Consider the following 13,740-nt stretch of genomic DNA (forward strand, 5'->3'; position numbering starts at 1 on the left):
GGTCACTCTCCTTAAAATACGAGCCTTTCTGCTATATAATCCTTTACTTCTTCCACAGGAATTCTAACCTGTTCCATTGTATCCCTGTCACGAATAGTTACGCATCCGTCGTTTTCTGTTTCAAAGTCTACACAGATGCAGAAAGGAGTACCGATTTCATCTTCTCTTCTATATCTCTTTCCTATGGAGCCTGTCACATCGTAGTCAACCATGAAATACTTTGAAAGTTCTTCATGAATAGGCTCTGCCACAGGAGCGAGCTTTTTAGCAAGAGGAAGCACAGCTGCTTTAAAAGGAGCAAGAGCTGGATGGAATTTCATCACTACTCTGCTGTCCTTTTTACCGTCTTCTTTTTCTATTTCCTCTTCAGTGTAGGCATCACACATAAATGCCAGCGTAACTCTTCCTACGCCGAGGGAAGGCTCAATGCAATACGGAATAAACTTTTCACCGGTTTCGCTATCAACATAGCTCATATCCTGCTTGGAATGCTCCTGGTGTTGCTTTAAGTCAAAGTCCGTTCTGTCTGCAATACCCCACAGTTCACCCCATCCAAACGGGAAGAGATATTCTATATCTGTAGTAGCGTTGGAATAATGAGAAAGCTCTTCTTTTTCATGATCCCTAAATCTCATATTTTCTTCCTTCATACCGAGGGATCTTAAGAAGTTTCCGCAATATTTCTTCCAGTAGTCATGCCACTGTAAATCCTCCCCAGGTCTGCAGAAAAATTCAACTTCCATCTGTTCAAATTCTCTTGTTCTGAAGATGAAGTTACCAGGTGTAATTTCGTTTCTGAATGCCTTACCAATCTGAGCTATACCAAAAGGCAACTTCTTTCTTGAAGTTCTCTGCACATTCTTGAAGTTAACAAATATACCCTGGGCTGTTTCAGGTCTCAAATAGATAGCAGCTTTGGAATCCTCTGTTACACCCTGATAAGTCTGGAACATAAGGTTAAACTGTCTGATACCTGTAAAATCATGCTTTCCGCACTCAGGACATCTTACATCGTTATCCTCAATATATGCTTCTAGCTTTTCATTAGACCATCCGTCAACAATTGTTTCAGGCTGTCCTGTTTTTTCCATATGCTCCTCTATGAGCTTATCAGCTCTAAATCTGGATTTACAGCTCTTGCAGTCAACTAAAGGATCTGAAAATCCTCCAACATGACCGGAAGCTACCCAAGTCTGTGGATTCATCAGTATCGCCGCATCAAGCCCAACATTGTATTTTGATTCCTGGACGAACTTTTTCCACCATGCCTTTTTAACATTATTAAGAAGCTCGGCACCGAGAGGACCGTAATCCCATGTATTTGCCAGACCACCGTAAATTTCAGAGCCTGGGTATACAAATCCTCTGTTTTTAGCAAGAGCTACAAGTTTTTCCATTGTAAGTTCTGTCATTATTCTTCTTCGCCTTCTCTTTCCGCATAATCTTTGAATTCGTAATCATCGAACTCATCGTCATCTTTTTTATCTTTTTTTATTTTGTTTTTGATAGCTTCTGAAGCCTTACTTATAGTTTCTCCAGTTTTATCCTTTACCTTTTCGTAGGTTTCGCTGTTTTTAACCTTATCGTAAACTTCAGATCCCTTTTCTGTAGCTTTTCCAACCACATCTGTTGTCTTATCGCTTACATCGATTATTGTACCGTCTTCCTTTACAACCTCAATAATGCACTTGAAGCCAAAGGCAGCGATTACACCGGCAATTGCACCCCAAGGAGCAACTACTACTCCGAGAATACCTACTGTTACAGGTACATTTAACAGTACATCGCCTTCAGAGTTCTTTATTACTATCTTTGAAACATTGCCTTTCTTTACAATTTCCTTAATGGATTCAACAACGCTGTTTGCACCGGAAGAAGTTCCTGTGCTTCTGCTGTCAATTTTTTCTTCTATGCTTATAATAGCGTCAACAACACTGCCGTCAGCCGCTTCAAGAGCTTCCTTTGCTTCCTTATAGCTAACGCCTGTCCTGTCCTTGACAAGTTCGATTTTTTCCAAAGTGATTTCCATAACTATCCTCCTCAATTATCTGATAAAAACATCTGACTGTTAAGCTGTCCAATGTCAAGATGATACCTTGCAAACTCCCCTGTCATCCTTCGCATCCGATGAAGAACATCATCTTCCAAAGCAAGATTTTCCAATCTTTTCAGAGGGTTACTTAAAAAGTATCTCATTATTTTTATTATACCCAATCCCGCTTCATAAATCAACGAATCATTGTCTGCGGCAATTTTTTTCTCTCCGCATTGGCGGCAAAGGGCTCCGCCTCCTTCAATATCCAGAAAATGCAGGTTTTCCTCCTTTCCGCACTCCACGCACCTGGAGAGCTCAGGAAGATAACCCATTCTGTCAAAGGTTTTAAGCTCATAAGCCAAAACCAAAGTGCCGTACTTCTTTTTTCTACTTTCAAGAACATCAAAAAAATCCAGCAAAAGGTCGAACTGCTTTGGCTGAGGAACATTTTCCGAAAGTACCTTTTCTGTAAATTCCAACACATAGGAAGCGTTCATATACTTGTCCACATCTTCGCCTATCTTATAGTAGCTTCTGATGGTTTCAGCTCCGTTTATATTATATCCGCTCCTAGACTTGTATAACTCGTATCTTCCGTATGTGAAGGGCCGCATGGCCAGAGACGATTTACTTCTGCCCTTTTCGGAAATTCCTGTGCCAGCGCTTATTTTACCGTATTTTCTGGAAAACAGCAGGATCATCCTCCTGCCGTTTACCGTCTTTGTCTGTCTGAATATAAAACCTTCAGTATCAGTATACATACTATTTATCCTTATATCCGAAATTTGAAAGGGCAAAATCGCTGTCTCTCCAGTTTTCCTTTACCTTTACCCACATCTGTAAAAACACCTTGCTTCCCAGAAGAGCTTCGATTTCCTCTCTGGCGCTTTTACCTATGCCTTTAAGCTTTCTACCGCCCTTTCCTATTATTATACCCTTATGGGATTTCTTTTCGCAGTAGATTACCGCACTTATTCTTGTTATATTTTCTTCTTCCTCAAAGGATTCTATCTCAATGGCAACACCGTGTGGAACCTCGTCTTCAAGATAGAGCAAAACCTTTTCTCTAAGTATTTCGCTGACAATAAATCTTTCCGGATGGTCTGTCACCATGTCGGAAGGAAAATACTGCGGTCCTTCTGGCATAATGGCTTTCATCTCGCGAATCACCATGTTGACATTCCAGTTTTCTCTTGCGCTTATACCGAAAATGCCATCAAAAATGCCCATACCATTATATTCCTCAAATATCTCCTTATATTTTTCTGGGCCTAAAATATCAGTCTTATTTATAATGAGATATTTAGGAGTATCAACATTTTGAAGCATTTCAGTTATAAACTTGTCTCCAGGACCTTTTTCTATGCTGTCATCTACAAGGAAAAGAACTGCATCCACTTCCTTAAAGGTGTTTACAGCACTGTCAGTCATATATGAGCCAAGCTTTGTTCTCGGCTTGTGAATACCCGGCGTATCTATAAAGACTATCTGAGCCTCATCATCGGTGTATATTCCCCTAATGACATTTCTTGTGGTCTGGGGTTTTTCAGTGGTAATCGCTATCTTCTCACCTAATATAGCATTAAGAAGAGTTGATTTGCCCACATTCGGTCTTCCGATTATACTGATAAATCCGCTTTTCATGGAAATCTCCTTCCCTTTTAAAGTCTAAAGCCCTTTACCAGAAGCTGGCTTAACGGGCATATTTCATAACCTTCTTTTCCTTCTGCTATCACATCCATATCAGGGGAAAATTCAAAGAGTACCTGTCTGCATATACCGCATGGCCAAGCGCTGCCCTGAGGAGAATATACGGCTATTGCTTTAAACTTTCTTTCTCCTGCGCTTACAGCTGCCGAAAGAGCTGATCTTTCAGCACATATGGTTGCACCATAGGATGAGTTTTCAATATTTGCTCCCTGATATATCCTGCCGCTTTCGGCTAAAATTGCCGCTCCAACTTTAAAATTACTGTATGGAGCATAGGCATTTTCTGATATTTCCTTTGCCTTATCCACAAGCAAAGCGTAGTCTGTATCTACCTCGTAAGTGCACTCCGAATTCGGTTCATACTCCCTAGTAATACCAATTTTAGAAAGCACTTCCTCCTCTGCTTTTCTCATTAGGCGCTTTTCGTCTTCTTCCATATGATCATAGCCCAGAAGGTGCATCATACTATGGACAAAGAGATACATTAACTCTCTTTCATAGCTGTGCCCATATTCTTCAGCCTGTTTTTCCGCCACCTCACGGCATATTACTACATCTCCCAAAAGAAGATCTCCTGAAAGCACATCACCTTCAGCATCATTAACAATCTCATGTATATCATCAAACTGAGGAAAGGAAAGAACATCTGTAACGCTATCCTTATTTCTAAATCTGGCGTTAAGTTCTCTTATTTCATCGCCATCAACAAAGGTTACGCTGACTTCCGCATTTTCATGGGGTATTCCTTCCCTTTCTAAAGAAAGCTTTGCTGCATCTTCCATCAGGGATTCAAGCTTTGGAGAAATATCCGTTCCTTCTTCAAAATACAATCTCATTTTTCCTCCTGATGTTCCTTTCTGCTGTAATATCGGTCATATGCTCCTATGATTTTTCTTACAAGCTCATGCCTTACAACATCCGCATCCTTAAGATAACAAAAATCTATATCGTTTATACCTGCTAGCACCTTAGAAGCCTCCACAAGTCCGGATTTCTTTCCCTTTGGAAGGTCAATCTGTGTCACATCACCGGTTATAACCATTTTTGAGCCAAATCCCATTCTTGTCAGAAACATCTTCATCTGCTCTCTTGTGGTATTTTGCGCCTCATCAAGAATTATAAATGAATTATCCAACGTTCTTCCTCTCATATATGCTAGAGGAACTATTTCTATTATTTCCTTTTCCTTTAATCTTGTTGCTGTATCTCTACCTAGAACATCGTACAGAGCATCGTAAAGAGGTCTAAGATAAGGATCAACTTTATCCTGTAAATCTCCTGGAAGAAATCCTAGACTTTCCCCAGCTTCCACGGCAGGTCTTGCCAGTATAAGCTTTTGAACCGCCTTCTGTTTATAGGCAGCCACTGCCATGGCCACGGCAAGGTACGTCTTACCCGTTCCTGCCGGCCCTATACCAAAGACAATGTCACGACTTCTCATTGATCTGACATAAGCCTTTTGTCCAAGAGTTTTAGGTTTTACCGGTTTACCCATATTGGTGTAGCAGATTATCTCTTTGCCTATGTTGCCTTCTTTATATGACATACCCTTTTCTGCAAGGTCTATAACATAGTGTACCTTTTGTGAATCTATGCTTTCACCACTTCTTATTATTTCCATAAGCTCCCTTACGACCTTTTCCGCACTGGCGGCATCATCGCCCTTAAGAACTAGCTCATTGTCACGCTGAATCATATCAACGGTGAAATATTCTTTGATTATTTTAAGATTCTTATCGAGATTACCGAACAGTTCTCCCCTGTCCACATCATCGCCTATGAGTATTTTAATGATATTATCCAAATGTATATTCTCCTGTCTGTTGATTTATATTTACAGCTGTATCAAATCCTTTACTGCCGTCAATGTTGCTTGTGCTACTATGTCTGACGATTTTTTAGCCCAGTCCGTCTCAAGAAGATCCTCAACTCCATCCTCAAGACTATCAGAAACGGCTTTTAGCAAAATACACGGAATTTCATTATTCTTGCATGTAATTATTACCCCTGCAGACTCCATTTCACATATGCTGCAATTAAACTCGTTTCCAAGCTTTATTCTTTCCTCTTTTCCGGTTACAAGCCTGTCAGCAGATGCACAATTTACTGATTTAATACCGCATCTAAATTCTTCTTTTAAAAGCTTTGTATCAGTTTTTATATATGCACTGTCGCAACCTAGATAAACGCCCTTGGCATATCCCATAGCAGTTATGTCATAGCCATAATGCACTACGCTGTCCACAAGGCACAAATCTCCAAGCTTCATTTCACCGTTAAGTCCACCGCAGATTCCGGCATTTATAACCACATCCGGACTGTATGCACATATCAAGGCCTGAGTTGCACCTGCAGCTAAAATTTCTCCAGCGCCACTTAAAATCATTACAACATCAACATCATTGATCCTATATAAATATGTATCAAAGCCGTTGATCTGTATGTGCTTGCCATCAGTTCCAAATACCTTTAAAAATGCTTCCCTTTCAACGGCCACTACTATTCCTACAGTTTTAAATTTATTCAAAATTATTACCTCAATCTATCTTAAACTTTATAGTCCGATAATATAATTCTCCTGTATTTTCTATAATACAGTATTCCGGCTACATCCGCAAGAATCCAGCCAATAGGCACCGCCGCCCATATTATATTTACTCCCAAAATTCCTGCAAAGGCGTATGCAATAGCCACTCTGCTTCCCAGAGAAATCACCGTAAGCACTAAAGACATGGCAGGTCTTGATACTCCCCTGTAAAAGCCGTAAAGAAGAAACAGCATTCCGATGCCGATATAAAAGGTTCCTTCTATTCTTAAGTATACAACTCCTATATCTATTATTTCGCTCTCTGAAGGATCTATAAAAATCATCATAAGAGGCCTTGCAAAAACACATACTATAACGCTTATGCATACACAGAAAATACCGCTTGATATCACGGCCTTTTTTATACCCTGCTTTATTCGCTCGCCCTTACCTGCTCCGTAGTTTTGAGCAATATATGTGGAAAATCCGTTGCCGAAATCCTGAGCCGGCATATATGCAAATGTGTCTATTTTAACTGCCGCTGCAAAGGCTGCCATAACCGATGTGCCAAAGCTGTTTACAAGGCCCTGTATCATCAATATCCCGAAATTCATTACAGACTGCTGCAAGGAAGTGAAAAAAGACATATTGAAAACTCTTTTAACTATACCGATTTCCAGCTTCATATGCTTTTTTTCTATTCTGAGCTCAGGATATTTTACATAAACGCATATTGCTATACCCACGGCAGATACTCCCTGAGCAATGATAGTCGCCAATGCTGCGCCGAAAACTCCCCATTCCCATACAGGAACAAAAAGCAAATCCAAGACAATATTTAGTACCGCAGAAATTGCCAGAAAAACAAGGGGCACAACAGAATTTCCGACACTTCGCAAAAGATTAGCAAAATAGTTGTATATGAATACGAAAAACATTCCCGCAAAAATTACAGACATATATTCCTCTGTCATCTGTCTGATGCTTTCAGGAATTTGCAATATTGATATAAGGGGATCCATAAACAGATATACGCCGACATTGATTATTATGCTTACTGCTCCGATAAGCACAAAAGACGAAAAAAAGCTCTTTTTCATGCTATCCTCGTCTCTCTTTCCGAAAAACATGGAAAAAGCCGAGCCGCTGCCCATGCAAAGCCCAATATATACTGAAGTTAAAAACACCATGAGAGAATATGAAGCTCCCACAGCTGCCAAGGCATCAGCACCGACAAACCTGCCGACAACCCATGTATCCACCAGATTATATAGCTGTTGCAGCAGATTTCCCACCATGAGTGGTAGAGAAAACAGCAGCATGTTTTTTCCTATGTTTCCTTTAGTAAGATCTCTATTCATGTAAATAATAATATACTATCTATCGTTTCTTGATAAAATATAGGGCTATCAGCGTTATAATTCCTGCGCCTATACCTATTGCTATGCTTCTTGTAATGCCGCCTATTATAAGGCCTAAAACTATAGCAAGGGAAATATTGTTAAATCCGCTAAATCTACTATCATCCAGCTGACTTGTCTCTCCAAGCACTTCCTTAAGATACATCAGATGATCTTTAGCCTGTTTTGTGACATAAGCTTTAAGATATGGCTTGTACACAGCTCTTTTTGCTTCCACGGATACGCTCACACGAAGCACAGTACCTCCATCTTCTGTCTCTGAGAGCTCACCGTGCCATATGCCTTGGATGTTTTCATTTTCAAAATTCACCTCATAAATTTCCTCTGGTTGAGAAGCTACTACCTTGTAGCTCATATCACCCTCATCGCCGGTATGCTCGACGAATTCACTTCCGTCGTGATTTGTCTCTATATATGTTATATTTTTTCGCCAGTTTTGATTTTCAAGATTTGTAAGGTATTCCCATATAACCTGAGGTGTTGCTCTGAATACTTCTTTTAACTCTATTGTAATCATTCAATCTCCTAAATTAGCTAAATCATAAAAAAGACAAGCCTGTTACGGCTTGTCCTTTGGGTTCTTATCCAAGAAATTCCATCACTATCTTTTTAACGGCTCCGCCGTCTGCCTGGCCTTTAACCTTAGCCATTACAGGTCCCATGAGTTTTCCCATGTTCTGCTTTCCGCCTTCTATACCGAGTTCAGCTGCTGTTTCGGTTACGACCTTTTTAATTTCGTCCTCCGACAGCTGTGCCGGCAGATAAACTTCCAGAACCTCTATTTCCTTGTTATAAGCATCAATTAAGTCAGTCCTCCCACCTTTTTCAAAATCAGCGAGAGCGTCTTTTCTCATTTTTACCTGTTTGGCAATGATAGGAATTATCTCTTCGTCGGTCAGATCTTTTCTCGTATCGACCTCGACCTGTTTTATCGCCGCTCTGGCGAGATTTATTGTATTTTTAGCGATTTCATCTTTGCTCTTCATGGCAGTTTTGAAATCTTCTGTAAGTCTTTCCTTTAGTGACAAGATAATACACCTCTTCCCGATGTCGCTTAGTATTTCTTAGCCTTTTTTCTTGCAGCTTCAGACTTCTTCTTTCTCTTTACACTTGGCTTTTCATAGTGCTCTCTCTTTCTGAGCTCGCTCATAACGCCGTCTCTTGCGCATGATCTCTTGAATCTCTTAAGAGCGCTTTCCAAGCTTTCGTTTTCTTTTACTATAACCTGTGCCATTTCCTGTTTCACCTCCTGACTTATTGCTTTTTCATTCGGTTCTGCCTATAACATATGTATTATACTAAACAGTCGATTTGTTTGCAAGTGTAAAATATTTAATTTCCCTATATCCTATATAGCATCTCCTATTGAATTTTTTTGCGGCAATACGCAAAAATTGTAAATATGATTTAATCATTAAAATTTCTCCAAGCTCTATACTACGATTATTGACATTAAGATGTTGTGATTATATACTGAAGTAAATAAAAGAGCTGCCATAGTAAATGGTCAGCCTCGAGGATGTTTTAGATCACCCTTCAGCTGCAAAAAGTTGGGTGATCATTTTTTTATTTCTCTTACCAACTCAGTAAGAGCAAGAACTATGAGTAAAACAATAATAGTTTTATCCATATCATCGCATCCTTCCATGTATTGTCGGGTCTTCCCGTATACATTAGCGGATTGAGGCTGACCACCTTCTACCATTTATTGGCAGCTCAACACAAGTGTAGCACATATGTATAATATGTGCTACCATTTTCTTCCATTTCTTTTGAATTATTTGGGGAAATATAAGCATCTATGCCCTCTGCACTGCTGGTTATCTTCAAACCTGGAGCAGACAGGCTTATCCATTTGCATTTTTACTCCCAGCTGTTCCTCAGCAAACCTGACCCCTTCTGTTACTGCAATATATGAATTCCTTTTGCAGCATCTCGGTCCACCGTTTTCGCTGATTGTGTTTAACGCCAGTGAAGTCATTCTGTTGGAAAGACTCCATTCCCTTTCAGCCAGAGGATTTGATCCTGTAACTATGGAAACGAATATACCTGCACTTATTCCGGCTCCACAGGCACCCCAGTATCCACATATTCCTCCTGGAATGTCCTTTCCCCTTCTGTACATTTCTAAAAGTGCATCTTTTAATTCTATATCACCGCCGGCATTTTTATATGCAGTCAGCAAGGATGCTCCGACCATAATATGATGCTCTGGTCCGTGCATATGACAAAATGATTCATCCATAAGTTTTTCCAATATGAACACTGGTGATACAGATGTCTCTGCAAGACAGATCTCCATTATTTTATCTACACCGTGCATATGACATTCATCGCACACAAAATGCCCGTTTACACATTCTACTCTGCTACTTTGCTTTTTATGACAGATAAAGCATTCCATTTCCTGATCCTTATCCAAGTATCTTAGAGGCGCACCGCATATTATGCAGCCTGTTTTTTCATCAAGTCTCATATAAAGCAAAGGATAAGGTCCTCCTTGCTCATCCATCTCGCTTCTTTTATATACTCTAAAGCCCATATGCTCATAAAAACCTACTGCCTGTGGATTTTGCTCATTTACGGTTAATGTATTTACACCGCAATTAGCTATTCCGTATTCCAAAAGCTGTCTACCTATGCCCATGCCTCTTGCTTTAGGTGATATAAATAACATCTCCAGACAACCGTCCTGTACGCCCATAAATCCTAAAACTTTATCTTTTTCATCTTGATATATAAATAAATCTTTAATAGCAACCAAAGCCTCAGGTACATACTCTTTAATTCTTAAGATTTCACTTTCAGTCAAAAAAGTATGGGTTGCTCTGACTGAAGCCTCCCACAATATGACCAGTTCATCTATCGTATTTTGATTTCTTTGCTTTACTTCAACGATTTTCATTAAAACCTCCGTGAAGTACATTTCTATTACTAAAATATAAATAAAAAGAGCATAGAATGATTTATATTATCGTCCTATGCTCATTTTAATCCTTCCATCAGCCTGGAGGCCATTTCATAGGTCTCTTGCCAAGTATATGCATATGAAGATGCTTTACTGTCTGAAATCCGTCCTCACCGCAATTGATTACAACTCTGTAGCCGTTGTCCATACCGGCTTCCTTTGCCACATCCTTTACCTTAGTGAGCATGTATCCTAAAAGCTCAGCATCAGCATCCGTAACATCGTCTGTGGAAGTAATATGCTTTTTAGGTATCATCAGGATATGTACTGGAGCCTGCGGCTCAAGATCGTGAAATACAAGTATTTTATCATCCTCGTATACCTTGTTTGAAGGTATTTCTCCAGCAGCTATTTTGCAGAAAATGCAGTCGCTCATATTTGTGTCCTCCTTTCCTGTCCTTAATGTTTAGTCATTTTTATCCTTAAGAACTACTTGTGCCCCGTCGGCAAAGATCTTTTCAATCTTTACATCTGCGAAGGCATTTTTATAGCTCTCAGCTTCTGTTTCATCGATTTCAAGATATGCTTTTATATAGTTATCTGTATATCCGGTCAGGGCTTGATTTTCTTTATCGTATTCCTCAAAAAGTACCTGTCTTACATCTCCGATGGAAGATTCAATAAACAGTTTACTTTCCCTTTCACCTGTTTCAATAAGTCGTATGCTTCTTTCCTTTTTAACCGGAGGGCTAACCTGATTTGACATTTCACAGGCGGCTGTTCCTTTCCTTTTGGAATACTTAAAGGCGTGCACTTTACCAAAGCCTGCACGATTTACAATATCCAAAGTGTCTTCGAAATCCTGCTCTGTTTCACCGGGGAAACCGACAATTATGTCCGTTGTTATGCCATAGTGAATGTCAAATTCTCTGAGAGCCTTCACTATATCTAGGTATTCATTTCGATTATATCGTCTGTTCATGGCTTTAAGCACATTATCAGAACCCGACTGAAGAGAAAGGTGCAGATGATGGCACAATCTCTTGTATTTGAAAAGGCCTTTAACATATTCGGCATTGATTACAGTCGGTTCGAGGGAGCTGAGCCTTACTCTGAAATCTCCCGGCATTTTTTCAAGTCTATCTAAGATTTCATCAAGATGCTCACACAGTGCAGTGTTTATTCCGGTAAGTATAAGTTCTTTAAATCCGGCTTTAACCAAGTTTTCGCACTCTGTCATAACAGCCTGAACATCCCTTGATCTTACTGGCCCCCTAGCAAAGGGAATTATACAATAGGAGCAAAATCTATTACAGCCTTCTTGAATCTTTACATAGGCCCTTGTCCTTGATTCCATGGAAGTGATGCTGCCACATTCCACAAAATCTGTGAGCTGATCGTAATCCAATATATGCTTTTCGGTTCCTATGGAACGATTTTCGATATGCTGATTAACATAATTAAGTATTTCGTTTTTTTCGTTGGTGCCCGCCACGATATCTACTTCATCCATAGCAGCCACCTCATCACCGCTCACCTGCACATAGCAGCCTGTTACAGCAACAACGGCTTGTGGATTTTTCTTTTTCATCTTTCTGATGTACTGTCTTGATTTTCTGTCTGCAAGCCCCGTAACGCTGCAGGTGTTTATCAGATAGACATCAGCTTTATCATATTCATTTACTATTTCATATCCAGCAGAAGCAAACTGCTCCTTCATGGCTTCTGTTTCATACTGGTTTACCTTACAGCCCAGTGTATGAAAGGCTATTTTCATTTATCCTTGTCCTCGTTGCTTTCTTCTTCTGATTCACCTTCATCTTCAGGTTTTACAGTAAGTATTACCCTTTCTATTCGCCTATCCTTAACATTTATAACTTCAAACTCGTAATTATCGAGATTTACGGTTATTCTTTCGTGGGCGTCCTCATCAGGGATTTCTCCCAAAATATCTATTATAAGGCCACCTACTGTTTCGCTGGTTTCGGATGTCAATTTGGTTCCTATTTCCTCATTAACATCATCAAGATTCATATATCCATCAAGAAGGTATCTGTTATCTCCAAGATCATGGATTTCCTCTTCCTCTTCATCGTATTCATCGTCGATATCTCCCATGACCTCTTCGATAATATCCTCCATTGTGACGATACCGCTAAATCCGCCATATTCGTCAATGAGAATTGCTATGTGCTGCTTAGTTTTCTGCAATTCCAAGAACAAAGCATCTATATTCTTTGTTTCAGGTACAAAGAAGGCATCTCTTAAAATACTGCGTATATCCACATTTTCAAAGCCCTTTTCCCTAGCCTGAATCATAAAGTCCTTGATGTTGAGTATACCTATAATATTGTCGCTTTCGTCATCATAAACAGGTATTCTCGAATATCTCATTTCCATAAGCTCATCAAGATATTCATCGGCACCGTCCTGTATATCTATGGCAAACACATCGGTTCTCGGTGTCATTATTTCATATGCCAGCTTATCATCAAAGGCAAATACCGAATCCAGCATTTTCTTTCCCTCTTCCTTAATGACACCAGCTTCCTTACCGATTTCTATGGCTGATTTTACATCTTCTTCAGTAAATTTTTCTTCATAAATACCTGTTTTTTGCCTTGCTATCTTTAGGAAGATATTTGTCAAAAGTCCTACAACAACTGTCAAAGGCTTAAACAGCGCAATCATAAATGAGGCATAAGAAGAAAGCTTGAGTGCTGTTCCTTCCGTATGCTGACGGGCAATCTGCCTTGGGAAAAAGATTGCAAACACCAGGAAAATAATCGAAGAAATCAGAGCCAATATAAGCACTGAAATGATACCTACAAAAGGTATTCCGTACTTTTCCAAAAGCTCATAGACTGTACCTGCATGGTTGATTGCTATAAGCTGGCATGCAAACAGTCCTAAAAAGGTTATAGCAGTAAAATTAGTTGCCAGCACCTTTGAAGATTTTTCAAGAAGCTTTAACAGCTTTTCTGCTTTTTTATCGCCATCCTCCGCCATGCTTCGGATATTATTTCTGTTAACATCGGCAATAGCCTTCTGCGCTGCTGTAAATACACCGCATATAATCAGCACTATAATGCCGAGTATTGTTTCCACACTGCCTGATATCACGGGGTCAGGGTTCATT

At 39.8% G+C, this 13,740-nt stretch carries 15 protein-coding genes; all 15 read right to left on the reverse strand.

The window, feature by feature from the left end; all coding sequences use genetic code 11:
• Positions 1 to 11: 11 nt before the first annotated feature.
• The 15 genes from INF20_RS04965 to INF20_RS05040 all read right to left on the reverse strand — a co-directional run bounded on the left by INF20_RS04965 (position 12) and on the right by INF20_RS05040 (position 13,739).
• Positions 12 to 1,415, reverse strand: coding sequence for a glycine--tRNA ligase (locus INF20_RS04965; protein ID WP_226385330.1), 1,404 nt, complete (start codon positions 1,413 to 1,415; stop codon positions 12 to 14).
• Positions 1,412 to 2,029 (reverse strand): DUF4342 domain-containing protein, encoded by a 618-nt coding sequence (locus INF20_RS04970; protein WP_226385278.1) that lies wholly within the window; start codon positions 2,027 to 2,029, stop codon positions 1,412 to 1,414. The genes INF20_RS04965 and INF20_RS04970 overlap by 4 nt, the downstream gene beginning before the upstream one ends.
• A gap of 11 nt (positions 2,030 to 2,040) precedes the next feature.
• Positions 2,041 to 2,796, reverse strand: coding sequence for a DNA repair protein RecO (recO, locus tag INF20_RS04975; protein WP_226385279.1), 756 nt, complete (start codon positions 2,794 to 2,796; stop codon positions 2,041 to 2,043).
• A gap of 1 nt (position 2,797) precedes the next feature.
• Positions 2,798 to 3,685, reverse strand: coding sequence for a GTPase Era (gene era / locus INF20_RS04980; RefSeq protein ID WP_404812922.1), 888 nt, complete (start codon positions 3,683 to 3,685; stop codon positions 2,798 to 2,800).
• 11 nt (positions 3,686 to 3,696) lie between these two features.
• The gene (gene ybeY, locus INF20_RS04985; RefSeq protein ID WP_226385281.1) at positions 3,697 to 4,581 is read right to left on the reverse strand and encodes an rRNA maturation RNase YbeY; all 885 of its coding nucleotides are present in this window, start codon (positions 4,579 to 4,581) and stop codon (positions 3,697 to 3,699) included.
• Positions 4,578 to 5,549 (reverse strand): PhoH family protein, encoded by a 972-nt coding sequence (locus INF20_RS04990; protein ID WP_226385282.1) that lies wholly within the window; start codon positions 5,547 to 5,549, stop codon positions 4,578 to 4,580. The genes ybeY and INF20_RS04990 overlap by 4 nt, the downstream gene beginning before the upstream one ends.
• Positions 5,550 to 5,579: 30 nt before the next feature.
• Positions 5,580 to 6,272, reverse strand: coding sequence for a 5'-methylthioadenosine/S-adenosylhomocysteine nucleosidase (gene mtnN, locus INF20_RS04995; RefSeq protein WP_226385283.1), 693 nt, complete (start codon positions 6,270 to 6,272; stop codon positions 5,580 to 5,582).
• 20 nt (positions 6,273 to 6,292) lie between these two features.
• Positions 6,293 to 7,633, reverse strand: coding sequence for an MATE family efflux transporter (locus INF20_RS05000; RefSeq protein ID WP_226385284.1), 1,341 nt, complete (start codon positions 7,631 to 7,633; stop codon positions 6,293 to 6,295).
• A 19-nt stretch (positions 7,634 to 7,652) separates the two neighbouring features.
• Positions 7,653 to 8,210 (reverse strand): SRPBCC family protein, encoded by a 558-nt coding sequence (locus INF20_RS05005; RefSeq protein ID WP_226385285.1) that lies wholly within the window; start codon positions 8,208 to 8,210, stop codon positions 7,653 to 7,655.
• Between the two features lie 64 nt (positions 8,211 to 8,274).
• Positions 8,275 to 8,721, reverse strand: a complete 447-nt coding sequence (locus INF20_RS05010) for a GatB/YqeY domain-containing protein (protein ID WP_226385286.1) — start codon at positions 8,719 to 8,721, stop codon at positions 8,275 to 8,277.
• Between the two features lie 26 nt (positions 8,722 to 8,747).
• Positions 8,748 to 8,927, reverse strand: a complete 180-nt coding sequence (gene rpsU / locus INF20_RS05015) for a 30S ribosomal protein S21 (protein ID WP_226385287.1) — start codon at positions 8,925 to 8,927, stop codon at positions 8,748 to 8,750.
• Positions 8,928 to 9,470: 543 nt separating this feature from the next.
• Positions 9,471 to 10,598 (reverse strand): GNAT family N-acetyltransferase, encoded by a 1,128-nt coding sequence (locus tag INF20_RS07995; protein ID WP_318959506.1) that lies wholly within the window; start codon positions 10,596 to 10,598, stop codon positions 9,471 to 9,473.
• Between the two features lie 97 nt (positions 10,599 to 10,695).
• Complete coding sequence (locus INF20_RS05030) at positions 10,696 to 11,037, reverse strand: histidine triad nucleotide-binding protein (RefSeq protein ID WP_226385288.1); 342 nt, start codon at positions 11,035 to 11,037, stop codon at positions 10,696 to 10,698.
• A 30-nt stretch (positions 11,038 to 11,067) separates the two neighbouring features.
• Positions 11,068 to 12,378, reverse strand: coding sequence for a tRNA (N(6)-L-threonylcarbamoyladenosine(37)-C(2))-methylthiotransferase MtaB (gene mtaB / locus INF20_RS05035; protein WP_226385289.1), 1,311 nt, complete (start codon positions 12,376 to 12,378; stop codon positions 11,068 to 11,070).
• Positions 12,375 to 13,739, reverse strand: a complete 1,365-nt coding sequence (locus tag INF20_RS05040; RefSeq protein ID WP_226385290.1) for a hemolysin family protein — start codon at positions 13,737 to 13,739, stop codon at positions 12,375 to 12,377. The genes mtaB and INF20_RS05040 overlap by 4 nt, the downstream gene beginning before the upstream one ends.
• Position 13,740 lies beyond the last annotated feature (1 nt).

Origin of the sequence: Gallibacter intestinalis, from assembly GCF_014982745.1 — a bacterium.
Lineage (GTDB): Bacteria > Bacillota > Clostridia > Peptostreptococcales > Anaerovoracaceae > Gallibacter > Gallibacter intestinalis.